The 19,117-nt window shown below is 44.4% G+C and carries 26 protein-coding genes; 20 read left to right on the forward strand and 6 right to left on the reverse strand.

The window, feature by feature from the left end:
• Positions 1–35 precede the first annotated feature (35 nt).
• Positions 36–1,052 (forward strand): S66 family peptidase, encoded by a 1,017-nt coding sequence (locus UQ64_RS08670; RefSeq protein ID WP_060623031.1) that lies wholly within the window; start codon positions 36–38, stop codon positions 1,050–1,052.
• Between the two features lie 106 nt (positions 1,053–1,158).
• On the opposite strand, the gene UQ64_RS08675 is transcribed toward UQ64_RS08670, so the two are convergent.
• From UQ64_RS08675 to UQ64_RS08690, 4 genes are all read right to left on the reverse strand, one after another.
• Positions 1,159–1,443, reverse strand: coding sequence for a YxcD family protein (locus UQ64_RS08675; RefSeq protein ID WP_042132285.1), 285 nt, complete (start codon positions 1,441–1,443; stop codon positions 1,159–1,161).
• 8 nt (positions 1,444–1,451) lie between these two features.
• Positions 1,452–1,880, reverse strand: a complete 429-nt coding sequence (locus UQ64_RS08680) for a hypothetical protein (protein ID WP_425339579.1) — start codon at positions 1,878–1,880, stop codon at positions 1,452–1,454.
• 276 nt (positions 1,881–2,156) lie between these two features.
• Positions 2,157–2,717 carry a beta-class carbonic anhydrase gene (locus tag UQ64_RS08685; RefSeq protein WP_060623033.1) on the reverse strand — a complete coding sequence of 187 codons (561 nt, stop codon included), beginning with the start codon at positions 2,715–2,717 and terminating at the stop codon, positions 2,157–2,159.
• A gap of 21 nt (positions 2,718–2,738) precedes the next feature.
• Complete coding sequence (locus UQ64_RS08690; protein WP_060623034.1) at positions 2,739–3,074, reverse strand: iron-sulfur cluster biosynthesis family protein; 336 nt, start codon at positions 3,072–3,074, stop codon at positions 2,739–2,741.
• A 163-nt stretch (positions 3,075–3,237) separates the two neighbouring features.
• On the opposite strand from UQ64_RS08690, the gene UQ64_RS08695 reads away from it, so the two are divergent.
• The 9 genes from UQ64_RS08695 to UQ64_RS32540 all read left to right on the forward strand — a co-directional run bounded on the left by UQ64_RS08695 (position 3,238) and on the right by UQ64_RS32540 (position 9,700).
• A complete protein-coding gene (locus tag UQ64_RS08695) occupies positions 3,238–4,755 on the forward strand; it encodes a carboxypeptidase M32 (protein ID WP_060623035.1) in 1,518 nt (505 codons plus the stop codon).
• Between the two features lie 56 nt (positions 4,756–4,811).
• Complete coding sequence (gene trhA / locus UQ64_RS08700) at positions 4,812–5,459, forward strand: PAQR family membrane homeostasis protein TrhA (protein ID WP_042189474.1); 648 nt, start codon at positions 4,812–4,814, stop codon at positions 5,457–5,459.
• A gap of 149 nt (positions 5,460–5,608) precedes the next feature.
• A complete protein-coding gene (gene ylxM, locus UQ64_RS08705) occupies positions 5,609–5,965 on the forward strand; it encodes a YlxM family DNA-binding protein (protein WP_036688609.1) in 357 nt (118 codons plus the stop codon).
• Positions 5,966–5,985: 20 nt separating this feature from the next.
• Positions 5,986–7,371: a signal recognition particle protein gene (ffh, locus tag UQ64_RS08710; RefSeq protein WP_060623036.1), complete on the forward strand. Its 1,386-nt coding sequence runs from the start codon at positions 5,986–5,988 to the stop codon at positions 7,369–7,371.
• A gap of 47 nt (positions 7,372–7,418) precedes the next feature.
• Complete coding sequence (gene rpsP, locus UQ64_RS08715) at positions 7,419–7,691, forward strand: 30S ribosomal protein S16 (protein WP_036688604.1); 273 nt, start codon at positions 7,419–7,421, stop codon at positions 7,689–7,691.
• A 22-nt stretch (positions 7,692–7,713) separates the two neighbouring features.
• A complete protein-coding gene (locus UQ64_RS08720; protein WP_042128982.1) occupies positions 7,714–7,944 on the forward strand; it encodes a KH domain-containing protein in 231 nt (76 codons plus the stop codon).
• A gap of 92 nt (positions 7,945–8,036) precedes the next feature.
• Positions 8,037–8,561, forward strand: coding sequence for a ribosome maturation factor RimM (rimM, locus tag UQ64_RS08725; protein ID WP_060623037.1), 525 nt, complete (start codon positions 8,037–8,039; stop codon positions 8,559–8,561).
• Positions 8,561–9,343, forward strand: coding sequence for a tRNA (guanosine(37)-N1)-methyltransferase TrmD (trmD, locus tag UQ64_RS08730; protein WP_060623277.1), 783 nt, complete (start codon positions 8,561–8,563; stop codon positions 9,341–9,343). The genes rimM and trmD overlap by 1 nt, the downstream gene beginning before the upstream one ends.
• A gap of 222 nt (positions 9,344–9,565) precedes the next feature.
• Positions 9,566–9,700, forward strand: coding sequence for a hypothetical protein (locus UQ64_RS32540; RefSeq protein WP_279306913.1), 135 nt, complete (start codon positions 9,566–9,568; stop codon positions 9,698–9,700).
• A 286-nt stretch (positions 9,701–9,986) separates the two neighbouring features.
• On the opposite strand, the gene UQ64_RS30735 is transcribed toward UQ64_RS32540, so the two are convergent.
• Positions 9,987–10,163 (reverse strand): hypothetical protein, encoded by a 177-nt coding sequence (locus UQ64_RS30735; RefSeq protein WP_156113147.1) that lies wholly within the window; start codon positions 10,161–10,163, stop codon positions 9,987–9,989.
• A gap of 206 nt (positions 10,164–10,369) precedes the next feature.
• On the opposite strand from UQ64_RS30735, the gene UQ64_RS08735 reads away from it, so the two are divergent.
• Positions 10,370–10,597 (forward strand): hypothetical protein, encoded by a 228-nt coding sequence (locus UQ64_RS08735; RefSeq protein WP_060623038.1) that lies wholly within the window; start codon positions 10,370–10,372, stop codon positions 10,595–10,597.
• A gap of 57 nt (positions 10,598–10,654) precedes the next feature.
• Here the strand turns inward: UQ64_RS08735 and UQ64_RS08740 are convergent, their stop codons facing one another.
• Positions 10,655–11,605 (reverse strand): hypothetical protein, encoded by a 951-nt coding sequence (locus UQ64_RS08740; RefSeq protein WP_060623039.1) that lies wholly within the window; start codon positions 11,603–11,605, stop codon positions 10,655–10,657.
• A 415-nt stretch (positions 11,606–12,020) separates the two neighbouring features.
• Between UQ64_RS08740 and UQ64_RS08745 the strand changes: the two genes are divergently transcribed.
• The 9 genes from UQ64_RS08745 (at position 12,021) to UQ64_RS08785 (ending at position 19,081) form a co-directional block, all read left to right on the forward strand.
• On the forward strand, positions 12,021–12,311 hold the full coding sequence (locus UQ64_RS08745; RefSeq protein ID WP_060623040.1) for a hypothetical protein: 291 nt from the start codon (positions 12,021–12,023) through the stop codon (positions 12,309–12,311).
• A gap of 147 nt (positions 12,312–12,458) precedes the next feature.
• Positions 12,459–12,803 (forward strand): 50S ribosomal protein L19, encoded by a 345-nt coding sequence (gene rplS, locus UQ64_RS08750; RefSeq protein ID WP_039874330.1) that lies wholly within the window; start codon positions 12,459–12,461, stop codon positions 12,801–12,803.
• 296 nt (positions 12,804–13,099) lie between these two features.
• Positions 13,100–13,708 (forward strand): signal peptidase I, encoded by a 609-nt coding sequence (gene lepB, locus UQ64_RS08755; RefSeq protein WP_060623041.1) that lies wholly within the window; start codon positions 13,100–13,102, stop codon positions 13,706–13,708.
• A gap of 29 nt (positions 13,709–13,737) precedes the next feature.
• Positions 13,738–14,598 (forward strand): ribosome biogenesis GTPase YlqF, encoded by an 861-nt coding sequence (gene ylqF / locus UQ64_RS08760; RefSeq protein WP_060623042.1) that lies wholly within the window; start codon positions 13,738–13,740, stop codon positions 14,596–14,598.
• Between the two features lie 266 nt (positions 14,599–14,864).
• Positions 14,865–15,476: a ribonuclease HII gene (locus UQ64_RS08765; RefSeq protein WP_060623043.1), complete on the forward strand. Its 612-nt coding sequence runs from the start codon at positions 14,865–14,867 to the stop codon at positions 15,474–15,476.
• 169 nt (positions 15,477–15,645) lie between these two features.
• Complete coding sequence (locus UQ64_RS08770) at positions 15,646–17,826, forward strand: hypothetical protein (RefSeq protein ID WP_060623044.1); 2,181 nt, start codon at positions 15,646–15,648, stop codon at positions 17,824–17,826.
• Positions 17,823–18,131, forward strand: coding sequence for an EscU/YscU/HrcU family type III secretion system export apparatus switch protein (locus UQ64_RS08775; RefSeq protein WP_060623045.1), 309 nt, complete (start codon positions 17,823–17,825; stop codon positions 18,129–18,131). Before UQ64_RS08770 ends, UQ64_RS08775 begins: the two co-directional genes overlap by 4 nt.
• On the forward strand, positions 18,128–18,514 hold the full coding sequence (locus UQ64_RS08780; RefSeq protein ID WP_060623046.1) for a YraN family protein: 387 nt from the start codon (positions 18,128–18,130) through the stop codon (positions 18,512–18,514). The genes UQ64_RS08775 and UQ64_RS08780 overlap by 4 nt, the downstream gene beginning before the upstream one ends.
• Positions 18,515–18,667: 153 nt before the next feature.
• Positions 18,668–19,081, forward strand: coding sequence for a hypothetical protein (locus UQ64_RS08785; protein WP_156417494.1), 414 nt, complete (start codon positions 18,668–18,670; stop codon positions 19,079–19,081).
• Positions 19,082–19,117 lie beyond the last annotated feature (36 nt).

Consider the following 19,117-nt stretch of genomic DNA (forward strand, 5'->3'; position numbering starts at 1 on the left):
TCTTGATATAATTGCTGTAAACTGGGAGGTGTCATATGATTAGATATCCTATTTTGAACAAGAATGCGACAGTAGGGGTAACTGCACCTTCATCTGGAGTAGGCGCTCAAAATGCAGAGTTAATTAAGTTGGCTTCAAGCCGCTTGGAGTCTAAAGGATTTAATGTGATTTGTGGGGAAACGGTATGGACGCAAGAGAAAGCCAAATCCGCACCGGCCAAAGTCCGTGCTCAGGAGTTTAACGAGATGATGGGCAGTGAGCATATTGATATCCTTATTCCGCCTTGGGGCGGGGAGTTGTTAATTGAGGTTCTTGAATTTATTGATTTTGATACGATGAAGGACAAGTGGATCTTAGGCTATTCGGATATTAGCGTGCTGTTGCTTGCAATTACGTTAAGAACAGGGATTGCCACGGCTCATGGGACTAACCTTGTTGATTTAAGAGGTGAGTATTCGGATGATACCACAGCTATGTGGGAAGCGGTACTAACGACGCAAGTAGGCGATTCTATTATCCAGCGCTCATCCAATAAATATCAAGGGGAATGGCAACATGATGCTCCTACGCCTTATGTATTCCACTTGACAGAAGATACCCTTTGGAAGACTGTATCCTCTGGTCCAGTAACTATGAAAGGGCGTCTACTAGGGGGATGCATAGATGTAATTAGGCATCTGATTGGCACACCATTTGGCGATCTGCGGCATTTCCAAGAAAAAATGATTAACAATGAACCGATCCTATGGTACTTGGAAAATTGCGAACTGAATACGGTTGATGTACGCAGGTCATTAGTTCAAATGAAGCTGGCAGGTTGGTTCGATAATTGTTCTGGCATCATGTTTGGCAGAAGTCCTGCTAATCGGCCAGTAGAGAACTATACGGCCGAAGACATCTATGCAGAGCTTTCTGAGGAGCTCCAGGTACCTATTGTGTATGATATCGATTGTGGTCATATTCCACCGCAAATTACGCTTATTAACGGAGCGTACGCTGAAGTTGAAGTGACGGATGGAGTAGGGACGGTAAAGCAATTTTTCTATGAATAGATGTATACAAAAAAGGGACAACCATTTGGGTTGTCCCTTTCTTTAAAATATAAGAGAGTATAAGTTTCAAACTATACTTCATGTCTTGTATTTCTCGCTTAAACGCTTAGTTCTGTGTAGTTACAATCGCCGTGATTTCCTCATCCAGGTCTAGCCTTACATCTTCGCGATATGCACGAATGCCATATTCGCTAAGCATGTAACGTAGGATTGCTTCGATCATGTTGGACTCCACTAAATATTGACTACGTCCCTGTACCCAAACCTCTGCAGAGTATCCGGTGTCTTCTTCCCAGCTCAGTTCTACCTGAACATCTTCAGGGCGAACCGCTTTACGTTCAGCCATGTGTAGACATAGGGCATTGATAATCTCATCCATGCTTAGAACCATTGTTGACATTAGTAACGCCCACCCTGATCTTCTAAGCGACGACGTTCTTTTCTACGACGGAAGAAGGACATTACGAGCATTACGAGTACATAGATAGCAAGCATATTAATGGCGAAGCCTAGAATGTTACCGAAGGCACCCATGCCGGCGAACATTCCGCCGAACAGCAGCCCGGCCAAACCACCGATCATCATGCCCTTCATTAAGCCGCCACCGCTGAAGAACCCACGTTTCGTATTCGCAGTAGATCCTGCTGTGGAGCCTTTAGTGCTATCGCTTTTCCTTACGCTATCGGTTGTTGATTTTTTTGGAGTTGTTGAATAGTTACGAGTGCCGGATTTAAATCCGCCACCACCTCGCTTCGCATCCACAAAGTTCGGGGTAGCTACGGCGAAAAATAGAGTGAAGGCCATTACAATCATCATTACGCGTTTCATTGGTTTCATTTAGTACGAAAACCCTCCTGTGAGTATGAATTTGTGTGCATGTTCAGTAGTACGCAGCTAGATCTACTAGGTTTCAATTTTTATTTAAAATATAAGAAAGTATATGCTGTGCAACTATATTATCCTTATATTTCCCGCTTAAACAGTTACCGTCCTTATAAGGACGCTGAAGGCGTTTATGCTTGTCATAATTTATACTTTTTTATTCACAAAAAAAGCGTGGATCCAGGATCCACGCAAACAGCAGTAAGAGAGTTGTTTCTTAAGTTATTTATACCCGTCAGCGACAAGCTCAAGCGCTCCCGTTGCCGGATCGATGATCATGCCATGTACAGGTACATTTGGTGGAAGCAGTGGATGACGTTTAATCAAGTCCACCGTTTGAATTACCCCATGTTCTACGTTGTCAAATCCGCGCAGCCATTTAGTAAGCTTGATCCCGGAATTCTCAAGTGTAGATAGCACCTCTTCAGATACTCCGCGCTCTTTAATTGAATTAATCATATGCTCCGCATTGAGTGAGGCCATACCACATTCATAGTGTCCAACAACGATGACTTCCTCTGCGTCTAGTTCATATAGCGCGACCATGACACTACGCATAACACTACCAAAGGGCTGAGAAATAACCGCTCCGGCATTTTTGATGATTTTGACATCACCGTTCTTAAAGTTCATAGCTTTTGGCAATAGTTCAACCAGACGGGTATCCATACAGGTGATAATCAACATTTTTTTATCTGGATAGCGACTAGTTAAATAGGCTTCGTACTCTTTATTCTCTACAAAACTTTTATTAAAGTTAATAATATCGGATACATGGCTCATGGCGGTTCTTCCTCCCTAAAATCACTGAATTGTACTTACATTACGCATATCTCTTACCAGGATATTTTTTCCGTAAATCTGTGAATCACTGTCTAGCTTAAAGGAAGAGAATCGTTCCTCGGCATCCAGACGTATCTTGTCCTCATAAAAGATTTCCTGCTGGCGGCTTACGATAAAGGGAAGGGAATCACTTTCAATCCTGGAATCGCCGTCTTCCACTTCTGAAACAATCAGTAATACATTAATTCCGTCACACCCGCAGCCTTCCGTATCATAAAAGAGCTTGAAAAATCCTGGCTGATCTTCAAGCCTTTCCTTCAACTTCCTTTCTGCGAGAGGTGTAACTTGAATCATCATAGCCTGTTCACGCTCCTTCGAATTTTGTGCGAAGCAAGATCTGCTTCTTATGTAACCCATTGAATATTTTAAATTAGAGATGTAATCTCTGAAGTTGATTATACTCATTCAAAAAAGTATCATCAAGAGGAGTCGGTAAAACAGAGAAAGCAGGTGTAATAAAATGGAACAGCAAGTGAAGGAACAGTGGGAGAAATTTAGCGATTTATTATCAAAGATAAGTGGATATTCAGAGGCCATAGAATTACTACACTGGGATTTGCGTACCGGTGCGCCGCGTAAGGGAGTTGAAGTTCGTTCGGGTACGATAGGGATGCTAAGCGGAGAACTGTTCAGACTCGGAATTTCGGAAGAAATGGGAGGATTTACAGAATTTTTTATCCGTCCTGAAGTGATTACCCAGCTATCACTTGATCAGAAGAAGATCGTTACAGATTGCCGTAAAGAATATGAGCGCAGCAAGAGTATCCCTTCCAAAAGATTTGAGGAGTATGCGGTCCTGTCCGCACATTCCCAAACCATCTGGGAAGAAGCCAAGGAGAACAATGATTTTGAAACTTTTGAGCCTTATTTAAGCAAGATAGTTGCTCTAAAGCAAGAATTTATCGATTATTGGGGCGTAAAAGGAACGCGGTACGATACGCTTCTGGATATGTATGAGCCTGATCTTACGGTAGAAAAAGTGGATGAAGTATTCAGCCGCCTACGCAGCCGTTTGGTACCATTGGTAGAAGCTATCGCTGCTTCGCCCAATAAGCCGGACACAAGCTTCTTACAGCAGATCTTCCCTAAAGAACAGCAGGAAAAGTTCGGCAATTTTATTTTAGAGCAAATGGGTTATGATTTTGACGCAGGCCGTCTAGATGAGAGTGTGCATCCTTTTGCTACAGGATTGAATCCAGGTGACGTTCGCATTACGACTGCTTACCTGCTTGATAATGTGACTAGTGCCATATTCAGTTCACTGCATGAAGGTGGACATGCGCTTTATGAGCAAAATATCAGCAAGGATTTTATTGGAACACCTCTGGCTCAAGGAGCCTCAATGGGGATTCATGAATCTCAATCGAGACTATGGGAGAACATGATCGGACGCAGCCGGGCTTTCTGGCAACGTTATTACAGTGATCTTCAACAGCAATTTCCTGAGCAGCTTGCGAATGTGGAGTTGGAAGATTTCTACCGGGCGATCAACAGCGTGGAGAACTCCTTTATCCGGATCGAAGCAGATGAGCTTACATACAATCTGCACATTATCGTGCGTTATGAGATCGAGAAGCTTATTTTTAATGAGGGTCTCTCTGTAAAAGACTTGCCTCAAGTATGGAATGCTAAGTATCAAGAGTATTTGGGCATTACTCCGCCTTCTAACGCTCTGGGTGTGCTACAAGATGTCCATTGGTCGGGTGGGGATTTCGGATATTTTGCTTCCTACTCTTTAGGTAATATGTACGCTGCACAAATTCTGAATACACTTCGTAAGGAGCTGCCGGAGTTTGATGAGTTGATTGCTGCAGGGAATCTACTACCTATTAAAGAATGGCTAACCGATAAGATCTATCGTTTCGGAAATAGCTTAACGCCTTCTCAAATTATTGAACAAGTAACGGGTGAACCGCTAAGCCCAGATTATTTGGCTGATTATTTAGAAGCGAAGTATACAGAAATTTACAAACTGTAATCAAGTAGGGCGCGCGTGGTATAATAGAAAGAAAGCTTAGACGGAAGGATATGGATATGGCAAATACTCACACCTACAGCCGGAGAGAAGAAGTCGCAAATGCGATTACGCACGGGATTGGAACGGTATTAAGCGTGGCTGCACTTGTCCTGCTCGTTGTTTTTGCAAGTCTGAAGGGAACGACATGGCATGTGGTCAGCTTCTCCATCTATGGAACGACAATGCTTCTTCTGTATCTAAATTCAACACTAGTGCATAGTCTCAAAGAGGGTAAGGCGAAGGATTTGTTCGAATTTTTCGATCATTCCGCTATTTATCTGTTTATCGCAGGCACGTATACACCCTTTTTGTTAGTCGCCATTCGGGGTACGCTTGGTTGGAGCTTATTCGGCGTTATTTGGGGGATCGCAGTATTTGGCGTTTTCTTCAAAGCATTTTTTGTTAAAAAGTTTCTGTTTATGTCCACCATTTTCTACATCGCAATGGGGTGGCTGATTGTAATCGCCTGGAATCCTCTTTCGGCTGTTGTAGCAGACGGTGGGATGATCCTGCTGATGGCTGGTGGAATACTCTATACATTAGGCACGGTTTTTTATGTATGGAGAGGGTTTCCATATCATCATGCGATTTGGCATGTATTTGTTCTTGCTGGTAGTGTTACACACTTCTTCGCCGTATTGATTTATGTACTGCCGATCCAATAATTTCAAGCGGATTTTCTACGGGAATAAGGGATTTTTAATAGAGAAAGAGATGACAAGCAAAAATGCTTGACATCTCTCTTTCTTTTAGGTATCATAAGGGACGTTGTGAAGGTGTAAAGTGTTTTTCCTTGACGAAGGGTGTGCTCTTAATGAGTCAGGAGAATAGACTCGAGAAAACGAATCGTATCAATCTGCTTTTTGCCTTCTATGAACGACTGCTTACAGATAAGCAGCAAACGTTTCTTAAATATTATTTTCACGATGATTTTTCCTTGGGAGAGATTGCCGCTGAATTTGAAATCAGCCGCCAAGCCGTTTATGAACATATTAAACGGGCGGAGCAAGTCCTAGAAAATTATGAAGAAAAACTTGGATTATTAGTGAAGCATGAGAGTCGTACCAAATATTTAGAAGAACTGCGCAGACTGCCGGAGAATGGGATGCTGCCTGAGCAATATAAACTTCGGTTCGCGGAGATCGTGGATCGCTTGCAGAGGTTAGAGTAGCATGAAGGGAGAAACTGCATATGGCGTTTGAAGGTTTAACCGGAAGATTGCAGAATGTGTTCAGCAAGCTGCGCGGTAAAGGTAAAGTATCCGAAGATGACGTAAACGAAGCTATGCGCGAAGTACGGTTGGCCCTTCTGGAAGCCGACGTTAACTTCAAGGTAGTTAAAGAATTCGTGGCTAAGGTGAAAGAAAAGTCTATTGGCACAGAAGTCATGGACAGCTTTACACCTGGCATGGTCATTATCGACATCGTTAATAAGGAACTAACCGAGCTGATGGGCGGAAGCCAATCGAAGCTGGCCAAGTCGAACAAGCCACCGACTGTCATTATGATGACGGGTCTACAAGGGGCGGGTAAGACAACCACTTCGGGTAAGCTGGCCAAGCTGTTACAGAAGGGCAATCATCGTCCGCTCCTGGTTGCGGGAGATATTTACCGTCCTGCTGCTATCAAGCAGTTGCAAGTGCTGGGAGAACAGATTAAGGTGCCGGTGTTCTCGCTTGGGGATCAGACTAGTCCGGTAGAAATTGCCAGACAAGCTGTACAGCATGCGAAGGATAACGGACTCGATTATGTTATTATCGATACTGCAGGCCGCCTGCATATTGATGAAGAACTAATGGAAGAACTCAAGCAGATTCACAATGTTGTAAATCCTGATGAAGTACTTCTTGTAGTAGATGCAATGACCGGTCAAGACGCCGTGAACGTAGCCGAGAGCTTTAATAAGCAGCTTGAGCTTACAGGGGTAGTATTGACGAAGCTCGACGGCGATAGCCGCGGTGGTGCTGCACTATCCGTCAAAGCCGTTACTGGTTGCCCGATCAAATTCGCTGCGCTAGGTGAGAAGATCGACGCGCTGGAGCCGTTCCATCCGGAACGAATGGCTTCGCGGATTTTGGGTATGGGCGACATGCTGTCGCTGATTGAGAAAGCTCAAGCGAATATTGACACTGACAAAGCTAAGGAAATGGAACGTAAGATGCGTAATGCGGAATTTACGTTTGATGATTTCCTTGAGCAAATGGATCAGGTGAAGAAGCTTGGCCCGATCGATCAAATACTTGATATGCTGCCTGGCATGAACAAAGCCAAGGGTATTAAAGATTTAAAAGTTGATGACAAGCAAATGGGTCGCGTTGAAGCCATAGTTCATTCTATGACTAAGACGGAAAAACGTCAGCCTGAGATCATTAACCATAACCGCCGCAAACGTATTGCTGCCGGTAGCGGAACCTCGGTCGCTGAGGTCAACCGACTCATCAAGCAATTTGATGAGATGCGTAAGATGATGAAGCAATTCTCCGGCATGATGGGTGGAGGCGGCAAGGCCTCCAAGAAGAATGCCATGAAGCAGCTTAAAGGGCTAGGCGGCAAAGGGATGAAGTTCCCTTTTAAATGATCTTGCTGTTCTAATATCCCGAAACTATTTTAAGGAGGTGATTTTTCGTGGCAGTACGTATTCGTCTGAAAAGAATGGGAGCGCATAAAGCGCCTTTCTATCGTGTAGTGGTTTCCGATTCCCGGTCCCCTCGTGACGGTCGTTTTATCGAGGAAATCGGTTATTATAATCCGATTGAACAACCGGCAGTAGTTAAGATCGATGAGGAAAAAGCTCTTAAATGGCTTCAAACAGGTGCGCAAGCATCTGATACAGTACGCAACTTGCTTTCCAAAGCTGGCGTAATGAAGAAGTTTCATGAGCTTAAGCAACAGAAATAATGACTGATTGCGAGGGTCCTCTATGGAAGAATTAGTTGGAGTAATTGCTAAGGCTTTAGTGGATCATCCAGAAGATGTGACGGTACGAGCGGTGGAGAAGGATCACCTAATTGTCTATGAACTGTCCGTACATCCTGATGATGTAGGAAAGGTCATTGGCAAGCAAGGAAGGATCGCTAAGGCGCTCCGTACAGTAGTCACATCTGCAGCAGTCAAGAGCGATAAACGCGTAACTGTAGATATTTTATCTTAAATGATGCGTACAATGAGGGGCTAGGGATAGTATATCCCGGCTCCTTTTTGTTCAAATATAGATTAAATGAAGCTTGTAAAGGAGAGGGTTATATGACAGAAGAGTTAACCGTAGGCAGACTTGTGAATACACATGGTATTCGCGGGGAGATTAAAGTACTATCCCATACCGATTTCCCTGATGTTCGTTTTGCTGCAGGTAAGAAGCTGATGGTGATCCCTGCAGATGGCAGTGCTAAATTCGAAGTAACTGTAGAATCCGCTCGTGAGCACAAGGGTATGTTCATCGTTAAGCTCAAAGGGTATACGAACATCAATGAAGTGGAAAAGTATAAAGGCAGCCTTCTGAAGGTTCCAAGTAATGATTTGGTTGATCTCCCTGAGAACGAATACTACTTCCACCAAATCGTCGGTTGTGAGGTATATACGGATGAAGATGAAAACAAACCACTCGGTACGATTACAGAAATCTTACAGCCTGGTGCGAATGACGTGTGGGTCGTTAAGCCTGCAAAGGGACAAGACATCCTTATTCCTGTAATCAATGATGTAGTCTTGAATGTGGACATAGAAGCCAAAAAAATTACTGTTCATTTGATGGAAGGGCTATTACCATGATGAGAATTGATGTGCTTACGCTGTTTCCAGAAATGTGCGAAGGCGTATTCAGCACAAGTATTCTTGGTAAAGCACGTGAAAAAGGAATCGTCTCCTTAAATGCTGTGAACTTCCGTGATTTCTCGGGAAATAAGCACAATAGTGTGGATGATACACCGTATGGTGGTGGCGGGGGCATGGTGCTCAAGCCTGATCCGATTTATAATGCAGTCGAGCATGTGCTCGGTATTACACCAAACGAGGAAGATAACCGTCGATCTGATGAAGAGGTTTCTGTGAAACCACGTATCATTCTTATGTGTCCACAAGGAAAAACCTACAACCAGAAGATTGCAGAGGAGCTGGCGCAAGAGCAGCATTTAATCTTCATATGTGGGCATTATGAGGGATATGATGAGCGGATTCGGGAGCATCTTGTAACAGATGAACTTTCGATGGGGGATTACGTGCTAACTGGCGGAGAATTGCCTGCTTTGACGGTTATAGATTCCCTAGTCCGGCTTCAGCCAGGAGCACTCGGAAATGAAACCTCTGCGATATCTGACTCGTTCAGCACGGGACTGCTAGAATATCCACACTACACACGTCCTGCCGAGTTTCGCGGCTGGAAGGTACCGGATATTTTGCTGAGTGGTCATCATGCTAACATCGACATATGGCGGAGAGAGCAGGCACTGCTGCGCACATTGGAACGCAGACCGGACCTGCTTGAAACTGCAGAACTTACGATGAAAGACAAGAAGACACTGGAACGTCTAAGAAATGTGGACAAACCGGAGTAATAATTTAATGAAACAGGTATATTTGACGTCTTTTTAACGTATCTTACGTTAAGGAGGCGTTTTTTGTTATGTGTACCTGAGAACAAATAAAATAATAGTTTTCAAAATAATATGAGTATTGGTGCGTTAAAAGCTTCTTTTTAGGGTAATGAATAGAGGAGCCGCACTAATATATGCAGCTGATAACGCAGCAAGCTTAACTATTGAAGGGAATGAACTGAAGTGACTACGAAGACGCATGAAGAATTCAAGCCTAACGTGGACACGATCCACAAGGAAGCGGAGCCGCTCCGCACCGTGAATGATATTATCGATTTTTATACAAATCGCAATTCCCATTCGCCATTTAAAGAGTGAACATATAAGATCGAACGTTAGGGATTAATCGTTAGGCTGAATAAAACCATTAGATACGGTGAATTTTGTGTTCGCTGTCGCTAATGGTTTTATTCTTTTGGAAGGTAAATAACCACTTTCCAATGAGATCTAGCATCTCAGCGAAAAGTGGTTATTTTTTGAAATTATAAGAAAGTATACGATTCACGATATACTTTATCCTTATAATTCTCGCGCAAACGCTTACCGTCCTTAAAAGGACGCCTAAGGCGTTTTAGCTTGCTATAAAAGTTCGTGGAGGCACATGTTATTCTTTGCGTAAGATTTTGTGTACTCCTGTAAGGAGTGAGTACAGCGCAACACATACGAGAACAGTAACAGCCCATGCATAGTTGCGAACGGTGTAAGTAAGTGAAGCTAAAATAACGAAAATGGTGATACGCAGTACGCCTTCTTTAATGAACTGTTTTCTTTCTACATTCATGAGATTGGCCTCCTCGAATGGATGGGATATTGCGGACCGCAAGCCGAAGATAGGTCTTACATTATCTATAGCCTTGAGGAATACGAAAGATACAAGGATCGAAAAAAGTAAATATTGACCCAAAGTCCGACCTATGTAAGTTCGCCGTTACCGACCTGTACTCCTACACATAGATTATATCATTACGAACAAGGAGGAGTACACTAGTGGAAGCTTATTATAACTGTTTGCGTTGTAAGGATAGAAGGGTGCGGATTCTGACTAGAGACGGTAGACAGCACGAAGGCGTTATAACAGATGTAGACAGATACAATGTTTACTTAAGAACTGACAATGGTTCTGTGCATACTTCTGCTTTTTGGGGAAATTCTTTTGCCTCAAATCAGATTTTAACTTTGAGTCTGTTCACCTTGCTGGCTATCGCATTAATTTAATCTCTAGAAATCAAAAACAGACCGCCCGATTATCCCGGACGGTCTGTTTATTGCTGATTACTGCACTGTAATTGCACCAATATTTGAGTTTAGGGACAACAAGGGTCCGCCTCCGTTAATATCGGTCTTTCCACCTTCTACACCTTTGATTTGCCCGAGATCACTATTGGCTTCCAAGCTGCATTTCATACCATCGGCTAGGACAGCACTGAGGCTGCCAACCTCTGTTTTGGCTTTTAGGCTGCTATCATCCTTCATCCCTGCTATATCCATACGTATACTACCAGTATCGGATTCTACAGTGGATTTTCCAGTGATTTTAGCCCCTTCAATATTGATCGCTCCGACGTTGCTGACGATATGATAATTGCCCTCTAGATTACGAAGATGAATCTGACCTACGTTATTTGTAATTTTATATTTATTCATGCTGGCGGGGAGTTCTATATTATAGCTTATGCTAAAATCTGAATATCCATATTTGTCTTGCGCCCATGTCCATAAGTCCTTCTTAGGACTTGATTTGGAATGCGTGGACACCTTTAAAGTATCACCACTGACCTCTACTAAAACTTCAGCATCATCCATAATCTTTTGACGGTCAGACGCATGGAGAGAGCTGTTGTGGGATGAGATCGTTGCATTTACGTGGATCAGATCTCCTGTAACAGCTGTAACTTCTATTTCTCCTACTGCATTGTCCATGCTGAGTACGGACGCTGAACCGATCGCTTGCGATACGGAGAGTTCTTTGCTAATGCTATCTGCTTTAATTTCGTCAACTACCGTAGTAGCTGTTTCCTCAACGGCTTGCTGCACAGTTGTAGCAGCTTTACCTAGCTCTTGCTTGACGACATCACCAAAGTTTTGGTGCGCATCTTCAGAAATACTCTTTTCAACATCGTTTTTCGCGGATTGTCTGCCTGGTAATTCAGTGCAACCTGCCAAAAGTACGATAGATAATACGGCTACTGCTGCTAATACACTATTACTATTCCTTTTCTTCATTGAATGAACTCCTCCTCATATATGGGTGTATCTGATCTGACCTATGTGACTTCGTTATGTACTTCTGTAAGTATAGCGTATGGGATTTTTCTGTAAAAACGGCTGGAGGCGGGTTATTATACTGGACCAAAGACTAGGTCTTAAAAGTGTTCACTACACTTCGATTTTCAATTGTGCTAAAATAAATGAAAGATTACTCACTGGATAAATACGGTATGGGTACATATTAAAAAAGGGCACAGAAGTCCTCATATACAACCTTCGGCTGCTACTGGAAATCGCTTTCTTCGGAATAGAAGTGCTTAGATGTGCTAAGGCTACTTTGAAACAGATATAGACCGTTACCTCACTTGCAGAACAGGGCGGTCTTTTTACTTTATTTCTTTAATAAATCCTGAAGGGTGGAGGGAGCCAAATGAAATATGTAGCCATTTTGCTTACCTTAGTAGTTTTGACAGTCGTATATTTTTTAGTCTGGAAACGGAAAATAAATGATACAAAAAATTATCCACGCACTACACGGAGTAATGTAATCTCAATGGATAGTCACCGCAAAGCCAAACTGAGCCCAGGGGAGCAGCCTTGCTCTTCTTGTAAGAAGAAGAATGGAAAGCTAATCTTCTATGCACAAGATAATGGAACTGTTGTTGGTCTATGTAAAGATTGCCAATCGAAGGCGAAAAAAAGAGATATGCTACCGCTTTAAATAGGAAAAATAAGTTGTAATAGCTCGCTCTTTATGGTATTATTATTTCTGTTGTGTGGAATACGGTGGTCCGCTGCGGATAATGAGGGAGAGCAAAGTTCTCTCCGGAAGAGGCAAGAACACCTGTACGGAAGGAGGAAGTCCTTAATGAATATCCTACAAGCTATTACACAAGAGCAACTTCGTAAAGATATCCCGAGTTTTCGCCCGGGTGACACTTTGAAGGTGCATGTAAAAGTTATCGAGGGAACTCGTGAGCGTATCCAGTTGTTCGAAGGCGTTGTAATCAAACGTCGTGGCGGTGGAATCAGTGAGACTTTTACGGTTCGTAAAATTTCTTACGGTGTTGGTGTGGAAAGAACATTCCCAATCAACTCGCCTAAAATCGAGAAACTTGAAGTGGCTCGTCGTGGTAAAGTGCGTCGTGCTAAACTTTATTACCTTCGTGAACTACGTGGTAAAGCAGCGAGAATTAAAGAAATTCGTCGCTAGAATAGTGACAAAGGAAAGGGGCTTGAGTTCAAGCCCCTTTCGTTTTATTATTTTTTGAAAATATAACGAAGCATAAGTTTCACGTTATACATTATTCTTATATTTCTCGCATAAACGCTTACCGTCTTTAAAGGACGCTGAGGGCGTTTTAGCTTGGTATACATTGCGTGCGACATATACGCTTGGGGATCAGCTTCTCCGAAAAGGCCTCCTGAAGGAGTATCTGTGGAGGGGTTTTTGGCAGGAGTTTTTTTGTGTTGTATAGTAAGAGTAGTATTAAGAGAGGACGGTGAACTATGCAGCAGGAACAAAGTGAAACTTTGGATTCAAGCGCGCAGAACCCACGTAAACCCAAAAACGAAGTCTTAGAATGGATCAAGGCCATAGTGATTGCTTTGGTATTGGTTTTTCTGATTCGTTGGCTTTTGTTCAAGCCTTTTATTGTAGATGGACCTTCTATGCAGCCTAATTTCCATACTGGTGAACGTGTTATCGTAAATGAGATTTTGTACGATATTAGATCTCCGCAACGGGGTGAGGTTATAGTATTCCACGTACCTTCTGAAGGTAGAGATTTTATTAAACGTGTAATTGGTGTAGCTGGAGATACCGTAAAAGTAGAAGGGGATGTAGTTACAGTTAACGGAGAGGTTGTTAACGAAACATATATCCAAGGCGCTATTGATGCTGCGCATAGAAACAACGCTCTGTATAATAATAAAGACTTCCCGAATGAAAAGTTCACGGATGGTACTGTACCTGAAGGACATGTGTTCGTTATGGGGGATAATCGCTCGGATAGTACCGATAGCCGAATGATCGGTTATGTACCACTGGGGGATATAGTGGGTCGTGCAGATTTAATCTTCTGGCCACTAAAGGATATTACACTGATTAACCATTAAGTTGACAGAAGTCAAAGGAGGTGACGGCAATGGCCATTCAATGGTTTCCTGGTCATATGACGAAGGCTAGGCGGCAAATCGAGGATAAGCTGAAGCTGATTGATGTTGTAATAGAATTGCTTGATTCCCGTCTGCCGCTTTCCAGCCGCAATCCGATGATTGACGATATTTTGCGGGACAAGCCAAGATTGATTATTTTGAACAAAGCGGATCTGGCAGATCCGGAAATTACACGGAAGTGGCTGGCGTACTTCAAGGCACAAGGGCATGTTGCTTATCCTGTTGATGCATCTACTGGAACAGGTGTAAAGGATATTCCAGAACAGGTCAAGCTGCTGCTAAAAGAGAAGATTGACCGGCAGATTGCAAGAGGAATGAATCCGCGAGCTATGCGTGCATTGATCGTTGGTATTCCTAACGTTGGTAAATCAACACTCATTAACCGGATGGCTGGTAAGAGTATTGCTGCTACTGGTGACCGCCCGGGGGTAACCAAGGGTCAACAGTGGATTAAGACAGGCGGCAACTTGGAGCTTCTGGATACCCCAGGTATTCTATGGCCGAGGTTTGAGGACCAAGAAGTAGGTTATCGCCTAGCGGTAACGGGTGCAATAAAGGAAGAAATCCTGAATATTGAGGACATCGCCTTTTATGCAGTGAAATATTTGGTGAAGGACTACGGATCTAGATTTCAAGAACGCTTTGGCATTGAGAAGCTTCCTGAGGATTTGGAGAATCCAGATGAGATCGTAGCTGTTTTGGAAGCCGTGGGTCGTAAACGCGGTTGTCTGATTAGCGGTGGACGTGTAGATTTGGAAAAAGCTTCGCGGGCCTTGTTACATGAGCTACGGGCTGGTAAGCTTGGACGCTTTACGCTGGAAACGCCTTAAGTGGCGTGAATTCTGCGTTTAATGGACTAGGTATGGAAGAGCCATCCGAAATTTCGGAGGCTCTTTTTTTATGTTTTGGGGCCCCAAAAAGAACCTGAGTACGCATCGAAGCTAAGCCTCAATTTGTGGGGGTATTTTATGGGGAATGGATCAAATTGGAACGTCTATTTTAAGATGACCATGTAAGCTTTACTATGATAAGCTGACTTATATAGATCATTGAATAATTCATAATTGGCGGTGACAAATTAGTGAGTTCGTTAGATATGTTGAACTATGAAAAAGAAGGCTGGGAACAGTCTTATCGCCATATAGCAGGCGTAGATGAAGTAGGAAGAGGCTGCTTGTTTGGGGACGTCGTCGCAGCAGCGGTGATTTTGCCAGAAGGGCTTATTATTGATGGAGTAAATGACTCCAAAAAACTTACTGCTAAAAAGAGAGATACTTTATACGAGATTATAATGGAGCAAGCACTGGCGGTGGGTGTGGGGTATGTAGACTCTACTGTCATTGATGAGATTAATATCAAGCAAGCTTCACGTCTAGCCATGAAAAAAGCGGTAGAGAGTCTGGAACAGATTCCTGACTATATGCTGATCGATGCTGAAAAGGTAGACCTCCCTTTGCCACAACGGGCAATTATTAAAGGAGATGCTAATAGCCAGTCCATTGCAGCAGCTTCGATTATTGCTAAAGTGACCCGAGACAGGCTGTGTGAAGGTCTGTGGGAGGAATCATACCCTGATTATGGGATTGCGATACATAAAGGTTATGCGACCAAGCTTCACCGGGAACAAATTACGGCTTTAGGTCCAACACCAATGCATCGACGTAGTTTTATTGGGCGGATTCTCGCGGAGCAGCAAACGTTATTCTAGAAATATAAGAATGTATATGTTATACGCTATACATTATCCTTATATTTTACGAGAAATGGTTATCATCCATAAAGGAAGACAAAGTCATTTCTTCTTAAAATGTCGCTTAAAAAAGTGAAATGAATACCGATATAGTAAGAAGAGAGAAAATGGAGGGAGGAGAAACGGTATGAATATCGGAACATTGATCCGTGGATTGCTTGGAGATCATAAACCAGGTGCGGCCAAGTCTTTAGAGTTGAAAGAAGGGCAAGTTGTTCGTGGTGTTGTTCTCTCGGTATCGGATTCAGGAAAAGAAGCGGTTGTGCAAATTCAAGGTACGCCTGTTCGTGCGGAATTAGAAACACCTCTACTGCCTGGAGAAACCATGAACTTACAAGTTGGACCACCCGGAGAAGGCGGATTACCCGTATTGAAGCCGGTCTCCCTCGGCGAAACGGTCGTAGTCACCCCTCAAAGCATGGGGGAAGCATTGGAGTCGCTAGGGCTAGCTGATTCCAAAGCAGGTCGTGAAATCGTACTAGCGATGCAAACTGGAGGCGTCCCGCTGACGAAAGAGACAGCGGCTTTGTTGGATGCAGTAATGAGTGCTAAGCCAGCTGGTGTGCCTACATCAGAATGGCTTGACGCAGCAGTCATTTCCGTAAAGCGGGGACTCCCTGTTACAGCTGAGAGTGTAAAAGGATTGCAGCAGGCTGTATTTGGCCCGCAGCTGCATCAGCTTTTGTCAGCATTAGAAGATCAGATTACGATATGGGCAGGGCAAATTGCTAGTGAAGAAACAACCACCACGGAACCTAAAGCCGGAATGGGTACCAGTACTGGAAAGCTCGAACCATCGGTAACTGCAGGTGCAGCAAGTGGGAATAACGTGGGGGTTGTAGAGGGTGGCGACGTTGAAGCGGATGCTGCGCAGCTGGCAGCAAAAGGAAATGGACAAGCCGCGAGCAAAGTTGCTGATGGTACTGTTGCAAGCGGAAGTACCGCTCTTTCGGGAGGAGCTTCTGAAGGTGCATCTGGAATTACGACTATTATGAAACCGGATGAACAAGGTGCACCAGTCAAGGTGACTCTTAACTTAGCTTCTGATAATGAAACGGGTATTGTAACGGGCAAGCCAGCGGTTCTTGATGAGGCAGCTGAAGGTGCACAGATCTCGAAGGGTGGAATGATTACAGAACCTACGGCTGGTAAAACAACACCTTCTATGGCTTCCGGCACTTTAAATAGTGCTTTAAGTGCTCAAGCAGATGGTGCAGCGAGTAGTCTTATCGGTTCCCGTGAAGTTGAGATTCAAGGTAATGCCTTGAATTTAAATAAGGATGGAGCACTGAATAGTGCTATTCATGCAGATAAGAGCCAGGCTATGAATATTGATAAGAGCGGGGCTGGGATTGGTGGCGCGAGTGTGAGCGCCGAAGGAACCACTGCTGGTGCAGCGCCTCAGGCGGCTCCACCTAGCGGGGCCGCCCTGCTCGCGAAGCTGCAGGGCGTGCTCACCGAGCTGCGCGGCAGCTTGCCGCAGCTCGCAGTGCTCCCGCCCGCTGACGCGGCGGGAGCAAACCCTGCCCCCGCGGCTGCTGCGCCGCGTGGGGAGACCCCGGCTGTGACGGCTTCGCCGATACAGCCGGACACCGCCCCACCCGCGGACGCGGAGTCGTGGGTGGGGCGGGTGCTGAAGCTGCTCGGTGCGGAGCACGAGCAGCAGGCGGTGCGCGGCGGCGCAGTAGCCGCCGCTGAGACGGCCCGCGCGGCGGCAGGTACGGCCGCGCTTGGCAGTGCGGGTGTCGGAGGCGAACAAGCCGCCGACACCTTGAAGGGCGTGCTGCTGCAGATCATGAGCAGCAGCGAGGTGCCGCCCGCGGTAAAAGAAGCCGCGAGCGGACTAGTGCAGCAGCTGACAGGACAACAGCTGCTGCTCAATACAGATCGAACAGCGCCTTTCGCGCAAGTGACGTTGTTCTTGCCGCTGCAAGGTCCAGATGGGCAGGAGACCGCTTCCGTTCATATTCAGTCGCGTCGGGGACGCAAGGGTGAATTAGATGCTGCCAATTGCAGGCTCTGGTTTGATTTGGATATGAAGCAGATCGGCCAGACGCTGGTTGATGTGCAGGTTGTTGATCGAATCGTTAGTCTTAAGCTGCATAATGATCATTCTTGGGTGCTTGAGCTGCTGGAACAGCGGCGTGATGACATTAAAACGGCAATAGAATCTATTGGTTATCAGTTGTCGGGCTTAAGAACCGAACCTTTACCCGAACTAAAGTTATCTACAGAGCTTACCAATACCCATAGTAAACTTGTTGATTATGTTCCTGATGCCTATAAAGGAGTGGATTACCGTATATGAATGAGAATGAGCCTGTACCTCCAATTTCACAAGGGCTCAAAAAAGCGGTCGCTCTCAAGTATAGCCCTGGACAAAGTGAGGCGCCTATCGTTGTCGCCAAAGGACAAGGGGCGATAGCGGATCTGATTCTGCAAAAAGCCAAAGAGAATGGGGTTGCTGTCCAGGAGGACGCAGCTCTCGTAGAAGTTCTTTCAAAGCTCGATCTAGATCAACAGATTCCATCTGAACTTTATCAGCTAGTGGCTGAAATCCTCAGCTTTGTGTATCAGAGCGACCGTTCCGCCGGTGAACGGAGTCCGGAATGAAAGAGCCATACGCAAGAGAGCGTTTCAACCGCAAACAGAAGGGAGCCGCTGCTGAAGACGGAGCTGTGCAGTACTTATCTACTTGTGGCTACAAGATCTTAGACCGAAATTGGCGTTGTCGAACCGGAGAACTTGATATTATTGCGGAGAACGAAGGTTGTATTATTTTTGTTGAAGTTCGCAGTCGTAGTGGAGAGCTATACCAGGGGACTCCGGAGGAATCAGTGAATACTCGAAAAATACATCAAGTGCGAAATACAGCACAGGTATATTTGCATATGAAAGGTTATGATGATCGAAGAGTAACTTTTGATGTCATTAGCATTTTACTGAATGAGGATTTAAGTATCGCTTCTTTGGGGCATATACGTGAGGCTTTTTAAGCTGCACCCCATATTCTCACGCGATTCATTATGGGCACTGGCATTCTTGTGAAAAAGTCTTTACATAGCCTCCGCACAGTGGGTCATTTCTCAAAAGAAATGGGTAAACATTAGAGTAACTTTTTAATGTCATCATGAGGAGGGCTGTTTTAAGTGAAGAATAAACCTTTTGAAATGCAGGTTAGTTTTGCTTGCCAATATTGCCAGCAGAAGATTGAAGTGAAATTTACCGCAGAGCCAGTATCCGTTGTCTGTTGTGCAAATTGCAATAAGAACTTCACGGTTATGCGGCCCACTATAGCTGAGGAAATATTAATCGATTGGAAAAATGAGGCGCTATTTCAAAAAATCCGTGCTGATAAATCACAAAACAGCACTAGCAGTCTCTTGGCGCTTGTTATTAAAGTCATAGAGCTTCTTACATGGCGTGATAAAGGAAATGGACAGGTGGAGGCGATTAAAGAGATGCGTAGCTGGCTCATTGAGAATGAAGAGACTCCCCCTCTAGCTGAACTGATCCAGAGCGATAATAAAAAACAATCACATAAGCGGCGTGACTGGAGATAATCATACAAACTATGATCAAAAAAGAAAGAAGGGTGA

The organism is Paenibacillus etheri (assembly GCF_001012825.1).
In the GTDB taxonomy this organism is placed as follows: Bacteria; Bacillota; Bacilli; order Paenibacillales; family Paenibacillaceae; genus Paenibacillus_AQ; species Paenibacillus_AQ etheri.

Bases quoted from the DNA above. Each gene is read 5' to 3' on its own strand.
- UQ64_RS08670 (WP_060623031.1), top strand. From the start codon at position 36: ATGATTAGATATCCTATTTTGAACAAGAATGCGACAGTAGGGGTAACT.
- UQ64_RS08765 (WP_060623043.1), top strand. From the start codon at position 14,865: ATGTTGAACTATGAAAAAGAAGGCTGGGAACAGTCTTATCGCCATATA.
- ylqF (WP_060623042.1), top strand. From the start codon at position 13,738: ATGGCCATTCAATGGTTTCCTGGTCATATGACGAAGGCTAGGCGGCAA.
- rimM (WP_060623037.1), top strand. From the start codon at position 8,037: ATGACAGAAGAGTTAACCGTAGGCAGACTTGTGAATACACATGGTATT.
- UQ64_RS08780 (WP_060623046.1), top strand. From the start codon at position 18,128: ATGAAAGAGCCATACGCAAGAGAGCGTTTCAACCGCAAACAGAAGGGA.
- UQ64_RS30735 (WP_156113147.1), bottom strand. From the start codon at position 10,163: ATGAATGTAGAAAGAAAACAGTTCATTAAAGAAGGCGTACTGCGTATC.
- ffh (WP_060623036.1), top strand. From the start codon at position 5,986: ATGGCGTTTGAAGGTTTAACCGGAAGATTGCAGAATGTGTTCAGCAAG.
- UQ64_RS08770 (WP_060623044.1), top strand. From the start codon at position 15,646: ATGAATATCGGAACATTGATCCGTGGATTGCTTGGAGATCATAAACCA.
- lepB (WP_060623041.1), top strand. From the start codon at position 13,100: ATGCAGCAGGAACAAAGTGAAACTTTGGATTCAAGCGCGCAGAACCCA.
- trmD (WP_060623277.1), top strand. From the start codon at position 8,561: ATGAGAATTGATGTGCTTACGCTGTTTCCAGAAATGTGCGAAGGCGTA.
- UQ64_RS08685 (WP_060623033.1), bottom strand. From the start codon at position 2,717: ATGAGCCATGTATCCGATATTATTAACTTTAATAAAAGTTTTGTAGAG.
- UQ64_RS08775 (WP_060623045.1), top strand. From the start codon at position 17,823: ATGAATGAGAATGAGCCTGTACCTCCAATTTCACAAGGGCTCAAAAAA.
- UQ64_RS08745 (WP_060623040.1), top strand. From the start codon at position 12,021: ATGAAATATGTAGCCATTTTGCTTACCTTAGTAGTTTTGACAGTCGTA.
- UQ64_RS08675 (WP_042132285.1), bottom strand. From the start codon at position 1,443: ATGGTTCTAAGCATGGATGAGATTATCAATGCCCTATGTCTACACATG.
- UQ64_RS08720 (WP_042128982.1), top strand. From the start codon at position 7,714: ATGGAAGAATTAGTTGGAGTAATTGCTAAGGCTTTAGTGGATCATCCA.
- rplS (WP_039874330.1), top strand. From the start codon at position 12,459: ATGAATATCCTACAAGCTATTACACAAGAGCAACTTCGTAAAGATATC.
- trhA (WP_042189474.1), top strand. From the start codon at position 4,812: ATGGCAAATACTCACACCTACAGCCGGAGAGAAGAAGTCGCAAATGCG.
- UQ64_RS08690 (WP_060623034.1), bottom strand. From the start codon at position 3,074: ATGATGATTCAAGTTACACCTCTCGCAGAAAGGAAGTTGAAGGAAAGG.
- ylxM (WP_036688609.1), top strand. From the start codon at position 5,609: ATGAGTCAGGAGAATAGACTCGAGAAAACGAATCGTATCAATCTGCTT.
- UQ64_RS08740 (WP_060623039.1), bottom strand. From the start codon at position 11,605: ATGAAGAAAAGGAATAGTAATAGTGTATTAGCAGCAGTAGCCGTATTA.
- UQ64_RS08680 (WP_425339579.1), bottom strand. From the start codon at position 1,880: ATGAAACGCGTAATGATGATTGTAATGGCCTTCACTCTATTTTTCGCC.
- UQ64_RS08695 (WP_060623035.1), top strand. From the start codon at position 3,238: ATGGAACAGCAAGTGAAGGAACAGTGGGAGAAATTTAGCGATTTATTA.